This window comes from Actinomadura scrupuli (genome assembly GCF_050971785.1).
Lineage (GTDB): Bacteria > Actinomycetota > Actinomycetes > Streptosporangiales > Streptosporangiaceae > Actinomadura_E > Actinomadura_E scrupuli.
The window spans coordinates 369,334-384,794 of the sequence record NZ_JBPCCU010000009.1; the positions used below are offsets into that span (position 1 = coordinate 369,334).

At 68.9% G+C, this 15,461-nt stretch carries 16 protein-coding genes, 1 tRNA gene, 1 other RNA gene and 1 pseudogene; 8 read left to right on the forward strand and 11 right to left on the reverse strand.

What is annotated here, in order from left to right; genetic code table 11:
* The first annotated feature begins 108 nt into the window (after positions 1-108).
* Together ACRYCC_RS34175 and ACRYCC_RS34180 are read left to right on the forward strand one after the other, a co-directional pair.
* Entirely contained in the window at positions 109-1,029 is a 921-nt protein-coding gene (locus ACRYCC_RS34175; protein WP_433817974.1) for a serine hydrolase, read from the forward strand.
* Positions 1,030-1,134: 105 nt separating this feature from the next.
* Entirely contained in the window at positions 1,135-2,901 is a 1,767-nt protein-coding gene (locus ACRYCC_RS34180) for a S9 family peptidase (protein WP_433817976.1), read from the forward strand.
* Between the two features lie 26 nt (positions 2,902-2,927).
* On the opposite strand, the gene ACRYCC_RS34185 is transcribed toward ACRYCC_RS34180, so the two are convergent.
* The 8 genes from ACRYCC_RS34185 to ffs form a co-directional block, all read right to left on the reverse strand.
* Entirely contained in the window at positions 2,928-3,599 is a 672-nt protein-coding gene (locus ACRYCC_RS34185; protein ID WP_433817978.1) for a TetR/AcrR family transcriptional regulator, read from the reverse strand.
* A 75-nt stretch (positions 3,600-3,674) separates the two neighbouring features.
* A complete protein-coding gene (locus ACRYCC_RS34190) occupies positions 3,675-4,739 on the reverse strand; it encodes an aspartate-semialdehyde dehydrogenase (RefSeq protein ID WP_433817979.1) in 1,065 nt (354 codons plus the stop codon).
* Complete coding sequence (locus tag ACRYCC_RS34195; RefSeq protein ID WP_433817980.1) at positions 4,736-6,013, reverse strand: aspartate kinase; 1,278 nt, start codon at positions 6,011-6,013, stop codon at positions 4,736-4,738. Before ACRYCC_RS34195 ends, ACRYCC_RS34190 begins: the two co-directional genes overlap by 4 nt.
* Before the next feature lie 143 nt (positions 6,014-6,156).
* Positions 6,157-6,690, reverse strand: coding sequence for a DUF5063 domain-containing protein (locus ACRYCC_RS34200; RefSeq protein WP_433817982.1), 534 nt, complete (start codon positions 6,688-6,690; stop codon positions 6,157-6,159).
* Positions 6,683-7,282, reverse strand: coding sequence for a recombination mediator RecR (gene recR / locus ACRYCC_RS34205; protein WP_433817983.1), 600 nt, complete (start codon positions 7,280-7,282; stop codon positions 6,683-6,685). Before recR ends, ACRYCC_RS34200 begins: the two co-directional genes overlap by 8 nt.
* 97 nt (positions 7,283-7,379) lie before the next feature.
* The gene (locus ACRYCC_RS34210) at positions 7,380-7,739 is read right to left on the reverse strand and encodes a YbaB/EbfC family nucleoid-associated protein (protein ID WP_433817984.1); all 360 of its coding nucleotides are present in this window, start codon (positions 7,737-7,739) and stop codon (positions 7,380-7,382) included.
* Positions 7,740-7,898: 159 nt separating this feature from the next.
* Positions 7,899-10,052: a DNA polymerase III subunit gamma and tau gene (locus ACRYCC_RS34215; protein WP_433817985.1), complete on the reverse strand. Its 2,154-nt coding sequence runs from the start codon at positions 10,050-10,052 to the stop codon at positions 7,899-7,901.
* 38 nt (positions 10,053-10,090) lie between these two features.
* An RNA gene (gene ffs, locus ACRYCC_RS34220) (signal recognition particle sRNA small type) lies at positions 10,091-10,186 on the reverse strand.
* A 59-nt stretch (positions 10,187-10,245) separates the two neighbouring features.
* On the opposite strand from ffs, the gene ACRYCC_RS34225 reads away from it, so the two are divergent.
* The 3 genes from ACRYCC_RS34225 to ACRYCC_RS34235 all read left to right on the forward strand — a co-directional run bounded on the left by ACRYCC_RS34225 (position 10,246) and on the right by ACRYCC_RS34235 (position 11,549).
* Positions 10,246-10,572 carry a DUF952 domain-containing protein gene (locus ACRYCC_RS34225; protein ID WP_433817986.1) on the forward strand — a complete coding sequence of 109 codons (327 nt, stop codon included), beginning with the start codon at positions 10,246-10,248 and terminating at the stop codon, positions 10,570-10,572.
* Between the two features lie 10 nt (positions 10,573-10,582).
* Positions 10,583-10,670, forward strand: a tRNA-Ser gene (locus ACRYCC_RS34230).
* 396 nt (positions 10,671-11,066) lie between these two features.
* Positions 11,067-11,549, forward strand: coding sequence for a MerR family transcriptional regulator (locus ACRYCC_RS34235; RefSeq protein ID WP_433817987.1), 483 nt, complete (start codon positions 11,067-11,069; stop codon positions 11,547-11,549).
* A gap of 120 nt (positions 11,550-11,669) precedes the next feature.
* On the opposite strand, the gene ACRYCC_RS34240 is transcribed toward ACRYCC_RS34235, so the two are convergent.
* Entirely contained in the window at positions 11,670-12,425 is a 756-nt protein-coding gene (locus ACRYCC_RS34240; RefSeq protein ID WP_433817989.1) for an SDR family NAD(P)-dependent oxidoreductase, read from the reverse strand.
* A gap of 110 nt (positions 12,426-12,535) precedes the next feature.
* Between ACRYCC_RS34240 and ACRYCC_RS34245 the strand changes: the two are divergent.
* Positions 12,536-12,826, forward strand: a pseudogene (locus ACRYCC_RS34245) (MmyB family transcriptional regulator); the annotation flags it as partial.
* 72 nt (positions 12,827-12,898) lie between these two features.
* Positions 12,899-13,594: an ATP-binding protein gene (locus ACRYCC_RS34250; protein ID WP_433817991.1), complete on the forward strand. Its 696-nt coding sequence runs from the start codon at positions 12,899-12,901 to the stop codon at positions 13,592-13,594.
* A gap of 63 nt (positions 13,595-13,657) precedes the next feature.
* On the opposite strand, the gene ACRYCC_RS34255 is transcribed toward ACRYCC_RS34250, so the two are convergent.
* A complete protein-coding gene (locus ACRYCC_RS34255) occupies positions 13,658-13,912 on the reverse strand; it encodes a hypothetical protein (RefSeq protein ID WP_433817992.1) in 255 nt (84 codons plus the stop codon).
* Positions 13,909-14,199: a DUF6247 family protein gene (locus ACRYCC_RS34260; RefSeq protein WP_433817993.1), complete on the reverse strand. Its 291-nt coding sequence runs from the start codon at positions 14,197-14,199 to the stop codon at positions 13,909-13,911. Before ACRYCC_RS34260 ends, ACRYCC_RS34255 begins: the two co-directional genes overlap by 4 nt.
* 271 nt (positions 14,200-14,470) lie before the next feature.
* On the opposite strand from ACRYCC_RS34260, the gene ACRYCC_RS34265 reads away from it, so the two are divergent.
* Positions 14,471-15,461, forward strand: a 991-nt coding sequence (locus ACRYCC_RS34265; RefSeq protein WP_433817995.1) for an ATP-binding protein, incomplete at its 3' end; no start/stop codon positions are given.

The window sequence follows — 15,461 nt, forward strand, 5'->3', positions numbered from 1 at the left end:
GCGGACCGCACGACGGACCGGCGCGGCCGATCCCCCAATGGGCCTGCCCAGCGCTCCCACGGGTCACTAGGGTGTCCGGATCCTCCGTGTCAAAGGATGAGGCCGCTCATGCACAGGTGGGCCCGCGTCACCATGGTCACCGCTGTTCTTCTCCCCGGACTGTTCATGCTGCCCACCTCGGGTGCGCGGGCGGCGTCGGGCGTCTGCTCGTCCACCGCCGACCCGGCGATGGCCAGGAGGCTGAGCGCCGCCATCAAAACTGCGCTGAGCGGCCGCAGGAGCACCACCGCGGTCGGCGTCTACGACCGCAGGCACAAGCTCGGCTGCTGGGTGGGCGCCGCCCGCCACTACGACTCCGCCAGCACCGTGAAGGTGACCGTGCTGGGGGCGCTGCTGCGCAAGGCCATCGAGCAGCACCGGCTGCTGACCGCGCACGAGAGGTCGCTCGCGCACGCGATGATCACCAAGTCGGACAACAACGCGGCGACGGCCCTCTGGAGGTCGCTGGGCCGTTCGCGCCTGCAGCACTTCCTCCACCTGGTCGGGATGAAGCAGACCAAGCTCGGTCCGGGCGGCTACTGGGGGCTCACGCAGATCACCGCGCACGACGAGATGCTGCTGCTGACCAGGCTGACGCACTCCAACGGCGTGCTGACCGAGCGGGCCCGCAACTACGCGCTGTACCTGATGAACCACGTGACCTCCTCGCAGCGCTGGGGTGCCCCGGCGGGAGCACCCGCCGGGGCGCGGGTCCACGTCAAGAACGGCTGGCTGCCCCGGTCCACGCACGGCTGGCGGGTGCACAGCCTCGGCACCTTCGACGGCGGCGGGCGCGACTACATGATCGTGCTGCTCAGCCACGACAACCCGTCCATGGCGTACGGCATCGCCTCGATCGAGCGGGTGGCCCGCGCCGTCCACCGCACCCTCAACCCCGGCCAGAAGTCCGCCTCCAGGGAGCGCCTCGCACCGGACCCGACCTGGGAGATCCCGGACGAGCAGCTCCCCGACCTCCCGCAGATCCCCTGACCGCACCCACCCACCCCCCACCTCCGTGATCACGCAATCAATCGTCGATCGATTGCATGATCACGAGGGTTCGGGAGGTGACCGGGGTCCGGGATACTTGACGGCATGGTCGATGAAGAGCGCTGGAAGGCCCGGTTCCGCGCGGCCCGGGTGAGCCTGCCCGGCTGGGCACTGGACGCACCACACCGGTCCACCTACCGGTCGAACGCGACGGGCACCTGGGAGATCTACGCCTGGGACCGTACGACCGGCGAACGCCGGCAGGTGACCGACCGGCCCAACGGGACCTGGTCGGGGGGCGTCGACCCGACCGGCGAGTGGATCTGGTGGTTCGCCGACACCGACGGCGACGAGTTCGGAGTGTGGCAGCGCCAGCCCTTCGGCGGCGGCGCCGACGAGCCCGCGGTCCCGGGCCTCGAGCCGTCCTACCCGTCCGGGCTGGCCGTCGGCTCCAGCGGTCTGGCGATCATCGGCCGTACCGGTGAGCACGGCACCACGCTGCACCTGTGCCGTCCCGGCGGCGAGCCGGAGACCTTGTACGAGCACGCCGAGGACGCGCACGTCGCCGGGATGTCCCGGGACGAGAGCCTGATCGCGATCGGGCACAGCGAGCACGGTGACAGCCGGCACATGGCGCTGCGCGTCGTAGGCCCGGACGGCTCGGCCGTCGCCGACCTCTGGGACGGACCGGGCAAGGGCGTCTACGGGGCCGGGTTCTCCCCGGTCGGCGGCGACCCCCGGCTGCTGGTCAACCACGAGCGGCGGGGCCGCGAGGAACTGCTGATCTGGGACCCGGTCGCCGGCACGGAGCGGGAGATCGTGCTCGACCTGCCCGGCGAGGTCGGCGCCGACTGGTATCCGGACGCGTCCGCGCTGCTGATCTCGCACTCCCACGAGGCCCGCGACGAGATCTACCGTTACGACCTGGGCTCCGGTGCGCTGGAGCGCATCGACACCCCGCGCGGCGTGATCGGCGGGGCCAACGTCCGGCCGGACGGCTCGGTCGAGTTCGCCTGGACCTCCGCCGCCGAGCCGCCGGTGATCCGGTCGACCTCCGGCGCGGTCGTGCTCACGCCGCCCGGCCCGCCGCCGCCCTCGTCGGTGCCGGTCACCGACGTCTGGGTGGACGGCCCCGGAGGGCGCATCCACGCGCTGGTGTCGACGCCCCTCGAGGGCACCGGGCCGTTCCCGGCCGTCTTCGACGTGCACGGCGGCCCGACCGCGCAGGACACCGACGCCTTCTCTCCCGCCGTCGCCGCCTGGGTCGACCATGGCTTCGCCGTGGTCCAGGTCAACTACCGGGGCTCCACCGGCTACGGCTCCCAGTGGCGGGACGCGCTGGAGGGCCGGGTCGGGCTCACCGAGCTCGAGGACGTCAAGGCGGTGCGAGACTGGGCGGTCGATTCCGGGCTCGCCGATCCGGCCAAGCTGGTCCTGACCGGCGGATCATGGGGTGGATACCTCACCCTGCTCGGGCTGGGCACCCAGCCGGACGACTGGACGGTCGGCGTGGCGGCGGTGCCGGTCGCGGACTACTTCGCGGCGTACGAGGACGAGATGGAGGGCCTGCAGGCCTTCGACCGGTCACTGTTCGGCGGCTCGCCGGCCGAGGTCCCGGAGCGGTATCGCGAGTCGTCCCCGCTGACCTACGTGGACAAGGTGTCCGCACCGGTGCTGATCCTGGCGGGGGAGAACGACCCGCGCTGCCCGATCAGGCAGATCGACAACTACCTCGGCCGGCTGACGGAGCTGAACCGCCCGCATGAGGTCTACCGCTACGACGCCGGGCACGGGTCCCTGGTGGTCGAGGAGCGGATCACGCAGTTCGCCGCGGAGCTGTCCTTCGCCATGAAGCACCTCGGCATGCGCTAGAGCCGGCTCGGGTCCGTGGGGATATGTCAGTCGCGTACGTCGCGGATGACGCCGACCAGCTCCCGGGTGACCGACTTGAAGCCCGGGAGCCGCGACATCGACACCATCCGGTTGACCAGCGGTACGGTGCGGTCCACCAGCAGGTAGGTCTTGCGGCAGCCGGGCGAGTCGTCATGCACCCAGAACAGCACGATGCCCATCGAGTACAGCCAGAGCAGCTCGGGCAGTTCCTCCCGGAACTCCTGGTCGATCTTGAGTGTGGAGCCGTTGACGACCTCACGGTAGATCGCCACCGCCGCCGCCCTGGCCGGCCCGGACTCCGAGCTGAACGGATTGAGCGGGCTCGTCGGCTCGGCCGCGAACTTGAAGAACTTCCCGGCGAACGCGTGGTAAGGCACCATCGTGTCGATCCGGGCCTTCAGCACGCCCAGCAGGCGCGCCGCGAAGTCCTGCTCGCGGTCCAGCACCACCCGGCAGGCGGCGAGGTGGTTCTCCTGCAGCTCGTCGTAGTACGCCTGGATCAGCTCTTCCTTCGAGCCGAAGTAGTAGTAGGCGTTGCCGACCGAGACCCCCGCCTCCTTGGCGATGGCGCGCATCGTCGTGGCCTCGTAGCCGTTCTCGCGGAACAGCCGCAGGGCCGTCTCCACGATCAGCGCCCTCGTCTGCTCTGATCGTGCCACGGGCTTCGGCTCGCTCACACAGGCCACTGTAAGGGGCGGGCGATGCCCGCGGAGCCGACGATCCTCACGACGAGCCCGCCCGGACCGGCCGGATCAGCGGGCGAACTCCGCGGCGACCAGCTCGGCGATCTGGGCGGTGTTGAGCGCGGCGCCCTTGCGCAGGTTGTCCCCGCACATGAACAGGTCGAGCGCGTGGGGGTCGTCGAGTGACCGGCGCACCCGGCCCACCCAGGTCGGATCGGTGCCGACCACGTCGGCCGGGGTGGGGAACTCGTGGTTCTCCGGGTCGTCGACCAGGACCACGCCCTCGGCACCGGCGAGGACCGCCTGCGCCTCCCGCTGGTCGACCGGCGAATCGAAGATGGCGTGAACCGCCAGCGAGTGGGTCGTGACGACGGGGACGCGGACGCAGGTCGCGGAGACCCGGAGCGACGGCAGGCCGAGGATCTTCCGCGACTCGTTGCGGACCTTGAGCTCCTCCGAGGACCAGCCGTCCTCCTTGAGCGAACCGGCCCAGGGCACGACGTTCATCGCCAGCGGCGCCGGGAAGGGCCCCAGGTCGCCGACCGCACCCCGTACGTCGCCGGAGCGCTGGCCGAGTTCACGGTTGCCGCCGACCTTCTCGAGCTGGTCGTGCAGGGTGTCGATGCCCTCCTGGCCCGCCCCGGAGGCGGCCTGGTAGGAGGCCACGATGAGCTGGCTCAGCCCGTACTGCCGGTGCAGTGCGCCCATCGCGACGATCATGGAGAGCGTGGTGCAGTTGGGGTTGGAGATGATGCCCTTCGGCCGGTTGCCGGCCTGCTCCGCGTTGACCTCCGGCACGACCAGCGGCACGTCCGGGTCCATCCGGAAGGCCCCCGAGTTGTCCACGGCCACCGCGCCGTGCTGCACCGCGATCAGGGCCCACTCGGCGGAGACCGCGTCGGGCACGTCGAACATCGCGATGTCGACGCCGTCGAAGACCTCGGGAGCGAGGGCGACGACCTCGACCTCCTCGCCGCGGACGGTCAGCTTCTTGCCCGCGGAGCGGGCCGAGGCGACCAGGCGGATCTCGCCGTAGACGTTCTCCCGGGTGGAGAGGATGTCGAGCATCACGGTGCCGACGGCGCCGGTCGCCCCGACGACGGCGAGAGTGGGCTTGCCTGCTGTGGCGGTCATCGTCCGGTACCCCCGTAGACCACGGCCTCGACCTGGTCGGAGTCGAGATCGAAGGCGCGGTGCGCGGCGCCCACCGCGTTGTCGACGTCATCGCCGTCGACGACCACGGAGATGCGGATCTCCGAGGTGGAGATCATCTCGATGTTGACGCCGGCGTCCGCGATGGCGGAGAAGAACTTGGCGGTCACGCCCGGGTGCGAGCGCATCCCGGCACCGATCAGCGAGACCTTGCCGATGCGGTCGTCGTAGCGCAGCGACTGGAACCCGATGCGCTCCTTGACCTTGTTGAGCGCGGTCATCGCGGTCTGCCCGTCGGTGGCCGGCAGCGTGAAGGAGATGTCCGTCCGGCCCGTGGAGGCGGCGGAGACGTTCTGCACGATCATGTCGAGATTGATCTCGGCGTCGGAGAGGATCGTGAAGATGGTGGCGGCCTCACCGACCTTGTCGGGCACCCCCACGACGGTGATCTTCGCCTCGCTCCGGTCGTGGGCGACACCGGAAATGATCGCGTTCTCCATGATGGTTCCTTCGGTGCTGTCGGTGCTCCCGGCGACCCACGTGCCTTCCTTGTGGCTGAAGGAGGACCGTACGTGGATCGGGATGTTGTAACGCCGCGCGTACTCCACACAGCGCAGGTGCAGGATCTTGGCGCCGCACGCGGCCATCTCGAGCATCTCCTCGTAAGAGATGCGAGGGATCTTCCGCGCCGCCTTCACGATGCGCGGGTCCGCGGTGAACACGCCGTCCACGTCGGTGTAGATCTCGCACACGTCGGCGTCGAGCGCGGCGGCGAGCGCCACCGCCGTCGTGTCGGAACCGCCGCGGCCGAGGGTGGTGATGTCCTTGGAGTTCTGCGAGACGCCCTGGAAGCCGGCGACGATGCAGATCGAGCCCTCGTCCAGCGCGCTGCGGATCCGGCCGGGCGTGACGTCGATGATCCGGGCTCTGCCGTGCGAGCCGTCGGTGATGACACCGGCCTGGGAACCGGTGAACGAACGGGCCTCATGACCGAGGTTGGCGATGGCCATGGCCAGCAGCGCCATCGAGATCCGCTCCCCGGCCGTGAGCAGCATGTCCAGCTCCCGGCCCGGCGGCAGCGGACTGATCTGCTGGGCCAGGTCGATCAACTCGTCCGTCGTGTCACCCATCGCGGAGACCACCACGACGACGTCGTTGCCGCCCTTCTTCGTGGCCACGATGCGCTGGGCCACTCGCTTCACGCAGTCGGCGTCGGCGACGGAGGAGCCACCGTACTTCTGCACGACAAGAGCCACGGTCAGGAGCTCCTCAGATCGGGGTCAGGGCGTACCGGACATCGAGTCTACCGAGGTCACCGGGCTCGATTGCGAGCACATTGTCTCACGATGCGAGACAGCCTCGCGGCGCCTCCCGGCCCCGGCGGCTCCGCCGCGCCTGCTCAGGAGGTGGCCACCGGCTCCGACACGTCGAGCCGGGCACCCGCCACCACCGCGTGCAGGGCCCGCAGGGCCGCACCGGCGTGGTTTCCCCAGTGGTTGAAGTAGGAGTACTGCCACCACCACAGCGCCTCGAGCGGGCGGCCGGCCTGGTAGTGCCGGAGCCCGTGGACGAGGTCACTGGCCACGTCGACCAGATCGTCGGAGAGCCGGTAGGCCGTCGGCTCGAAGTCCTTGTACGGGTCGAAGACCTCGATGTACTCGTCCACGGAGGTCAGCCGCTCGGCCAGCCCCTGCCGGATGACGTCCAGGTCCGGGTCCTCGCCGACCTCGGGCTCCCAGTTGCCCGGCAGGATCACGTCCGCGCTGGCACCGAGCTGGGCGCCGGCCAGGATGACCTGGGACACCTCCAGCAGCAGCAGCGGCACGGTGTGCACACCACCGTCACCGCGGGCGACGGCTTCCAGCCCGCCCAGGTAGTTCTCCACGTGGGTGGCCACTCGCTTGGCGAGCGTGTCCCAGTCGGTGTTAGACATCGAGAAGTCTCCGTCCTTCGAATGCACGTCCAAGCGTGACCTCGTCGGCGTACTCGAGGTCGCCGCCCACCGGCAGCCCACTGGCCAGCCGGGTGACGGCGATGCCCATGGGCTTGACGAGCCGGGCGAGGTACGTCGCCGTCGCCTCGCCCTCCAGATTCGGATCGGTCGCGAGGATCAGCTCGGTGATCTCACCATCGGCAAGTCTGATCATGAGTTCTTTGATCCGCAGATCATCCGGCCCCACGCCCTCGATCGGGCTGATGGCCCCGCCCAGCACGTGGTAGCGGCCCCGGAACTCCCGCGTCTTCTCGATCGCGACGACGTCCTTGGACTCCTCGACCACACAGATCACGTGCAGGTCCCGCCGGGCATCCCGGCAGATGCGGCACTCCTCGGCCTCGGCGACGTTTCCGCACGTCTTGCAGAAGCGCACCTTGTCCTTGACCTCGGTGAGAGCCTCGGTCAGCCGGCGGACGTCGGCCGGATCGGCGGCGAGCAGGTGAAAGGCGATCCGCTGCGCGCTCTTGGGGCCGACGCCGGGCAGCCTGCCCAGCTCGTCGATGAGGCTCTGAACGACCCCCTCGTACACCCCTCACACCTTCCTGACTTTCGCTCGTACGGTTCGGTACCGTGTCCCGGTCCTACGACCCTAGGCCTCGCGGGCGCTCACGTCTCCAGGACGGGAGCTACATACCGGGCAGGCCGAGCCCCGGCATGCCGCCACCGCCCAGCCCCTGGGCGAGCGGTCCCATCTTCTCCTCCATCAGCTCCTGCGCGGCCCGGGTGGCGTCGTTGATCGCCGCCAGCACCAGATCGGCGACCGTCTCGGCGGTCTCCTCGGCGTCGCTCGTGTCGATCGCCTTGGGATCCACGACCAGGCCGATGATCTCGCCCTGGCCGTTCGCCGTCACCGTGACCAGGCCACCCCCGGCCGTGCCCTGCACCTGCGTGTCCGCAAGCTCCTGCTGCGCGGTGAACAACTGCTCCTGCATGCGTTGCGCCTGCTCAAGCACGTTCTGGAAGTTCAGCTCGTTGCCCGGTTCCATGGCGTTCCCCTCCACCTTCCAGCCCCCAGGTCAGGGGACCTTCGCTGACCGCCGGACGTCTGTCTTCCCGAGACTACGGGGTCCGGTTGTGATGCGGTACGCGCCCCAGCGGCGTACGCCGAGGATAGGCCTCCGTACCCGCGGAGCGGCCACCTGAGATCAGGTGTTGTCGATCTCCTTGATGATCTGGCCACCGAGCTCACGCTGGATGAGGACCATACCGCTCATCGCCTCGTCCGCACCGGCATCGGCGTCGCCCTCCGGGTCGACCTCCTCGCTCTCGTCCACCGGGGGCGGTGGAAGCGGCGGCAGATCGGGCGGCTCGGGGGACGGCTGCGGGCCGCCGGGCCGCCGGGCGGGGCGGGACGGGGGCGCGGCGGGCGACGGCGAAGCCTGCCGGGCCGGGCCGGGCGCGGGCGCCGCCGGGCCGGGCCGGGCCGGGGGCGGCTGCGCGGTCGGGGGCGCGGAGGGCTGTGCCGGAGCGCCCCCCACCCGGCCGGCGGGTACGGCATCGATCCGCCAGTCCACGCCGAAGCGCTCCTGGAGGACCTCGCGTACGACCGCGTCCCTGCCGGCGAAGGCCTTGCGGTTGTTCTCGCTGGCGAAGGCGAGCGTGAGCACGGTGCCCTCCAGCGAGGCGACCTGTACGCCGTCCATGAAGATCCCGGCGACCCGGCTCTTGCGCTTGACCGCCTCCAGGATCTCGGTCCAGTCCCGGCGTACGGCCGCGACATCGAGCCCTCCCGTGGGCACGGGTGCCCGCGGCTCCACCGGAGCGGCCACGGGGGCCGCCACGGGCGGTGCGCCGGGCCGGCCGCTCCCCGGGCCGGCCGCCTCGGGCCAGTCCGAGGCGGCGGTCCTCGGAGCCGCCGGAGCGGAGTCTCCGGCGCCCTGGACCGGCCGGGAATCGCGCTGCGGACCGGCGGGCCGGGCGGGCTCGGCCGCGGGAGACGCCGGAGCGGGCCTGGCGGGGGCCTGCCGCGCGGGAGGCGGCTCCACCGGTGCCGGGGCCTGCGCGGTCTGGGTCTGCGCTGTCCGGGCCCGCACGGCCGGGCTCGGTACGGTCTGGCTCTGTGCGGGCTGGCTCTGTGCGGTCTGGCTCTGTGCGGCCAGGGCCTGGGCGGTCCGGCTCTGCACGGGCAGGTCGCCGCCCTCGCCCAGCCGGCGTTCCAGGCGCTCCATCCGGGTGAGCACCGACATCTCGTCGTCATAGGCGCCCGGCAGGAGGATCCGGGCACAGATCAACTCCAGCAGCAGGCGCGGCGAGGTGGCGCCGCGCATCTCGGTCAGCCCGGTGTGCAGCAGGTCCGCCGCGCGGGTCAGCTCACCCCGGCCCAGCCCGGAGGCCTGCCGTTCCATGGTCTTCAGCTCGTCCGAGGGCACGTCCAGCAGCCCGGTGGTCCCGGCCTCCGGCACGTTGGACAAGATCACCAAGTCCCGGAACCGCTCCAGCAGGTCGGCCGCGAACCGGCGCGGATCCTGACCGCTCTCGATCACCCGGTCGATGGCGGCGAAGACCGCCGCGCCGTCCCGCGCGGCGAAGGCGTCCACCACCTCGTCCAGCAGCGAGGCGTCGGTGTAGCCCAGCAGCGAGACCGCCCGGGCATAGGTGATGCCCGCCTCGTCGGCCCCGGCCAGCAACTGGTCCAGGATGGACAGCGAGTCCCGCGCCGAGCCGGCGCCCGCCCGCACCACCAGCGGCAGCGCGGTCGGCTCGTACGGCACGCTCTCGGACTGGAGGATCTCCTCGAGCAGTTCCCGGAGCACTCCCGGCGGGATCAGCCGGAACGGGTAGTGGTGCGTCCGGGACCGGATCGTGCCGAGGACCTTCTCCGGCTCGGTGGTCGCGAAGACGAACTTCAGATGGGGCGGCGGCTCCTCGACGAGCTTCAGCAGGGCGTTGAAGCCGTCCTTGGTGACCATGTGCGCTTCGTCGATGATGTAGATCTTGAAGCGGGCCGCGACAGGCGCGAAGAACGCGCGCTCACGCAGGTCCCTGGCGTCGTCCACACCGCCGTGGGAGGCCGCGTCGATCTCGATGACGTCCAGGTGCCCGGCGCCGCCGGGGCCGAGTGCCACACAGGAGTCACAGACCCCGCACGGGTCCGGGGTCGGGCCCTGCTCGCAGTTGAGCGAGCGGGCCAGGATCCGGGCACTGGAGGTCTTGCCACAGCCCCGGGGACCGCTGAAGAGATATGCGTGATTGATCCGGCCGTTGCGCAACGCCTGCTGCAAGGGCTCGGCAACGTGCTCCTGCCCCTTGAGCTCGGCGAACGTCGCTGGCCGGTACTTGCGGTACAGAGCCAGACTCATCAGCGTCCGTCCTCGTCAGATCCGGCCTCCCGCTGAACGCAGGGGACCCCTCGCACACCCGTCAGAGCCTGTTTATCCTTGCTGCCTTCCGGCCCTGGGGAGGTTCACAAGATGACGCCGTGCAAGGGGTCTGCGCCGAGTCTATGGCATCCGCACACCGGGTTCGACCGGTTCCCCCCGTACCCTCGAAGGCATGTCCCAGATCTTCCACATAGCCCAGCGACAGGTCTGGGAGACGGCCCGTGACACCGGGGTCCCGTACACCATGTCGACCCGCGACCTGACCCTGGAACAAGAGGGCTTCATCCACTGCTCCGCCACCATGGAGCAGGTCGAGGGGGTCCTGAGCAGGTACTACGCCGACGTGGAGGAGGAGCTCGTGCTGCTGGTCATCGACCCCGCCCTGCTCGACGCACCGGTACGGCTCGAGCCCGCCGGCGACGAGTTCTTCCCCCACATCTACGGCCCGATCCAGCCCTCGGCCGTTATCGATGTACGCGCACTGCCCCGGACCCAGTAAGCTCTTCGACGGAGGATTCGCCTAGTGGCCTAGGGCGCACGCTTGGAAAGCGTGTTGGGTGCAAGCCCTCACGAGTTCGAATCTCGTATCCTCCGCCAGAGCCTCACCGGGCACGTTGTCGAAGGGCCCCACCGTCGCGGTGGGGCCCTTCGACGTTCTCCCTCTCAGTTTCCGTCTCAGTTGGCATCCGGCGAGCTCCACAGCGCGTCGCCAACCTGACGAGCCACGTTCTTCAGCACGGGTCCGGTCACGTGCATGTACCGCGAGTGCATCCGGCCGAGCCGCCCGGTTCCCAGCCCATGATCGCGTCCACGACGATCAGCGACGGAGCCCACGACGGTCGCACCGCGGCGAGGGCGGTTTGATCCGACATTCCGGACCTTGGAGGCAGTCAAACCTTTCCAGTAATGTGAAGGTACAGCGGGTGAAAGCAAGATCGCCTACCTGTGCGACGACGAGGCGTGCTGTTCGCACGAATGCCCGGGGAGGGCGATGTGAAGATCGGAGAACTGGCCGCGAAGACTGGTGTCGCGCCGCGGCTCCTTCGTTACTACGAAGAGGTCGGCATCCTGACGCCGTTCCGGAGCCCCAACGGATACCGCACGTACGGCGAGCCGGCCATCGACCGTGTACTGCAGATCCGCGAACTTCTCGAAGTCGGTTTGACGACGGAGATGATCCGCGAGGTCTTGCCCTGCCTTGAGTCCATCGAGGGCGATGCGCACGCCCGGGAGTGCCCGGACGCAAAGGACCTGGATGGTCTGCGACGTCAACTCAGCAGCATCAAACGGCGCATCGACGTGCTGCAACGCAACCAGCGCGCGATCGAGGCATATCTGCGCTTCCAGAAGGACGCCACGACCCCCGTGCCTACGACGGCGGATGAGGTCCTGGTCCTGGTGCGGAGTGACAGCGGCGAGACTCACGTGGCCGGCACTCGGCTGCCGGAAGGTGCTATCGGTGAGGCCCAAGGCTGACGCTGCCGGCGAGACGGAGACGGGCTGGACGCCGCAAGGGACCGATTTCCCAGTGGCGGGGCTCCGTACCGTCGGCTGTAGTCCTAGCACCGGAGCCCGCGCGTTATGGATGCTCCCGAGTCAGATGCTGAATCCGCCATCGACGGTCAATCGTGCGCCTGTGATGTACGCAGCGTTGTCGCTGGCGAGGAAGACGACCGCCTTGGCGATGTCCTCGGTGGTGCCCATGCGCCCCAGAGGTGTCATGGCCACCTGAGGGGCGGCGTTCGGCCCGTCCGCAGGGTTCATGTCGGTGTCGGTCGCACCGGGCTGAATGACATTGACCGTGATGCCGCGCGGGCCGAAGTCACGCGCCCACCCGCGGCCGAGCTGGTCGATCGCCGCCTTGCTTGCCGCGTATTCGGCGACACCGGGGACAGGAATGCTGTGGGCGACGGTGCTTCCCACCAGGATGACACGCCCGCCGTCGGGCAGAAAGCGCGATGCGGAATGCGTGGTGACGATGGTCCCCAGCACATTGGTGCCCATCATCTGCTGGACACCTGCGAGAAGCTCCAGGTCCAATTGGTCGACGGTGCCCATGACGGCGACTCCGGCAGAGTTCACCAGCACGTCGATCTGGCCGCCCAGGAACTCGGCAGCCTGTTCAACAGCGGTCGACGCCTCGTGGGGAACGGACTGATCCGCCTGTACGGCAAGCGCCTTCGCCCCAAGAGCGGCCAGGTCGGCGACAACCTCTTCCGCCTGCTCGCGCGACTTTCGATAGGTGATGACGACGTTTGCACCTTCGCGCGCCAGTTCACGAGCAATCCCCGCACCGATACCCCGCGACCCTCCGGTCACGAGCGCAGTCCGTCCTATCAGAGCCTTGGACATGGCAATGTCTCCTTGCGCCGTTTCAGCTGGCTTTCAGCTACTGAACCAAGGCTAAAGATTCACATTAGTGTGAAGGTCAAGCCGCAGCGCGATCTTTCCACGGGCCTTCGCGATGCACCCACGGCGCAAGGCTCCACCATCACCCCGTCGTCGGTGACCTGCACTTCGTCTTCGAGTCCTTCCCGGTTCCCGGAGACGCGGAACAGACCCTGTACGTCTACAACGTAGAACCGGGCTCACCGACCGAAGAGGCACTGCGGCTGCTCGAATCCTGGAACACGCCCACCCTGAGCACACATCATCCCGCCCTGCTGCCTCAGCCTGATGCCGCAGGGTCCTCGGCCGCCGCAGGGACTGTAAAAGAACGGCTCCGTCCCGTAATCGGGGGTGGCGCCGAGTGATCCTCACTGCGGCACGATGCAGTGGCGCGGGCCGGAGCGGGTTGACCGTGGCCCAGCGGGCGCTGGGTGGACATGGCGCCCGTCAGCGACGGTGCCCTGACCGGCCTGGTACCGGCAGAACGCCCACCAAAGGTTCGCCAGAACGCCCACTACGGTTTCGGCAGGATGCCCACACAAGCTCCGCTAGCTGCGCTCAGCATGGTGGCCGCGCGCATGGGGACACTGGCCGTGGTGCAGTCGATGGCCAATGCCGTCGGCCTGCCACGGATGACGCTTTCGCGCTATCTGGATCTGCTGGAGTTGGTGTTCGTGATCAGGCGGGTTCCTGCCTGGTCGTCGAACCTGACCACTCGCGCCATCTCAACGCCCAAGCTGATCCTCACCGATTCCGGGCTGGGTGGCAGGCTCGTCGGCCTGTCGGAGGAGCGCGCCGAGGATCCGACCGCCCTGGTCGGGCCCCTGCTGGAGAACTTCGCGATCGGTGAGGTGGCACGCCAGCTCAGTTGGGCGGAGGAACCTGCCCAGCTCTTCCACTATCGCGACCGCGACAAGGTCGAGGTCGACATGGTCCTCGAGCACGCCTCGGGCCGGGTGATCGGCATCGAGGTCAAAGCGGCCGAGACCGTACGGGGCGATGACTTCCGTGGTCTGCGGCACCTCGCGGACCGGCTCGGTGACCGGTTCCAGGCGGGCTTCGTCCTGTACACGGGAGAACAATCGCTGCCCAAGCCCTCACGAGTTCGAATCTCGTATCCTCCGCCAGCCTGACCAGGTAGAACAGGAGGCCGGTACCCAGCGGGTACCGGCCTTGTCGAATTTCTGCCGGTCGGATCAGCCGATCCACACGATGTCGAAGATGCGGATCAGCTCGGCCGTCTCGTCGACGTGGAAGGACAACACTCCCTGTCCGGAGCCGAACACCGTCTCGCGGAAGGCCGGATCGTCTCCAGGTGGTAGGACGGCGGTGTCGTCCCAGGGTCTTTCTGCGAGTTCGACAGCGCGTTCCACCAGTGCGTCACGTGCGTCCTTGGGCAGGGTGTGGAACTGAACCTGGGCGCCGCCGCCGAACTCGACCCGGTAGGTCATATGGCCGGCCAGCCAGGGATCACCTGGTCGGCCGGCTTGAAGTCGTCGTCCTGGCCGTCACGGACAGCCTGCAATCTGGCCTCGTACCCGGGATCGGAGTAGGCGACGGCACGCAACCGCCACAGCCGCAAGAGGTCATGCAACTGCCGATAATGCTCCACCTGCCGGGCGCCCTCCACGGCCGCCCCGTACTCGGCCAGGAACTGATCATGAAACCGAACCGGCAGGACACGCAGAATCTCCACCGGATCGTCCGGATCGTAGTCGTCCAACGGCTGCGCGCTCATGACCATCAGGTTATCGCCAACACATCCGGAGCGCCTCGGACGACCAAGAGGAGGCAGCGGTCAGCCCTGGCAGGACCGTCGCGGTCTCTCCCCCCGGAACCTTCCGCGTGCGTGCGACAATCTACGCCCACTCTGGATCCGGCAGAACGCCCACCGAGGGCTCGGCAGAACGCCCATCACAGTATCGGCAGGATGCCCATACGAGCACTGCTGGCTGCGCTAAGTTCGTCGGATGGGTATGGGTGGACTGTATTCTCGGCGGGCTGAGGCGATGGCGCTCGAAGCGCTTGCCGACACTCGGGTGGTGGTGGTCAACGGTGCTCGGCAAGTAGGTAAGAGCACCCTGGCCAAGCTGATCGTCGAGCGGTCTCCGGAAGCACGGGAGTTGTACCTGGACGATCCAGCCGTGCGGGCGGCGGCGGAGAGCGATCCCAGTGCCTTCGTGCGACATGACGGCCTGTTGTTGATCGATGAGATCCAGCGGGTCCCGGAGTTGCTGTTGCCGATCAAGAGGGACGTCGATCGGGACACGCGTCCGGGCAGGTTCCTGCTGACCGGTTCCGCTCGTCTGCTGGGATTGCGTGATCTTCCTGACGCGTTGCCGGGACGGACCGAGACGATCGAGTTGTGGCCGCTGTCACAGGGGGAGATCGACGGAGCGCCGGACGGGTTCGTCGACGCGGTGTTCGGCCACGGTGCTGAGGTCTCGCTGCCCGCCTGCGAGTTGACCAAGCACGACTACGTGGCCCGGGCGTTGCGTGGCGGCTATCCCGAAGCCGTCCGGCGGGATCCCGGGCGCCGGAGGGCGCGGTTCTTCGACTCGTACGTCACGGATCTGGTGACGCGGGACGTGCGGCAGATCTCCGACATCGAGCGGCCGGCGGAGATGCGTCGGCTGCTCAGCATGGTGGCCGCGCGCATGGGGACACTGGCCGTGGTGCAGTCGATGGCCAATGCCGTCGGCCTGCCACGGATGACGCTTTCGCGCTATCTGGATCTGCTGGAGTTGGTGTTCGTGATCAGGCGGGTTCCTGCCTGGTCGTCGAACCTGACCACTCGCGCCATCTCAACGCCCAAGCTGATCCTCACCGATTCCGGGCTGGGTGGCAGGCTCGTCGGCCTGTCGGAGGAGCGCGCCAAGGATCCGACCGCCCTGGTCGGGCCCCTGCTGGAGAACTTCGCGATCGGTGAGGTGGCACGCCAGCTCAGTTGGGCGGAGGAACCTGCCCAGCTCTTCCACTATCGCGACCGCGACAAGGTCG

Bases quoted from the DNA above. Each gene is read 5' to 3' on its own strand.
- ACRYCC_RS34175 (WP_433817974.1), top strand. From the start codon at position 109: ATGCACAGGTGGGCCCGCGTCACCATGGTCACCGCTGTTCTTCTCCCC.
- ACRYCC_RS34180 (WP_433817976.1), top strand. From the start codon at position 1,135: ATGGTCGATGAAGAGCGCTGGAAGGCCCGGTTCCGCGCGGCCCGGGTG.
- ACRYCC_RS34190 (WP_433817979.1), bottom strand. From the start codon at position 4,739: ATGACCGCCACAGCAGGCAAGCCCACTCTCGCCGTCGTCGGGGCGACC.
- ACRYCC_RS34200 (WP_433817982.1), bottom strand. From the start codon at position 6,690: ATGTCTAACACCGACTGGGACACGCTCGCCAAGCGAGTGGCCACCCAC.
- ACRYCC_RS34210 (WP_433817984.1), bottom strand. From the start codon at position 7,739: ATGGAACCGGGCAACGAGCTGAACTTCCAGAACGTGCTTGAGCAGGCG.
- ACRYCC_RS34215 (WP_433817985.1), bottom strand. From the start codon at position 10,052: ATGAGTCTGGCTCTGTACCGCAAGTACCGGCCAGCGACGTTCGCCGAG.
- ACRYCC_RS34225 (WP_433817986.1), top strand. From the start codon at position 10,246: ATGTCCCAGATCTTCCACATAGCCCAGCGACAGGTCTGGGAGACGGCC.
- ACRYCC_RS34240 (WP_433817989.1), bottom strand. From the start codon at position 12,425: ATGTCCAAGGCTCTGATAGGACGGACTGCGCTCGTGACCGGAGGGTCG.
- ACRYCC_RS34250 (WP_433817991.1), top strand. From the start codon at position 12,899: ATGGCGCCCGTCAGCGACGGTGCCCTGACCGGCCTGGTACCGGCAGAA.
- ACRYCC_RS34255 (WP_433817992.1), bottom strand. From the start codon at position 13,912: ATGACCTACCGGGTCGAGTTCGGCGGCGGCGCCCAGGTTCAGTTCCAC.
- ACRYCC_RS34260 (WP_433817993.1), bottom strand. From the start codon at position 14,199: ATGAGCGCGCAGCCGTTGGACGACTACGATCCGGACGATCCGGTGGAG.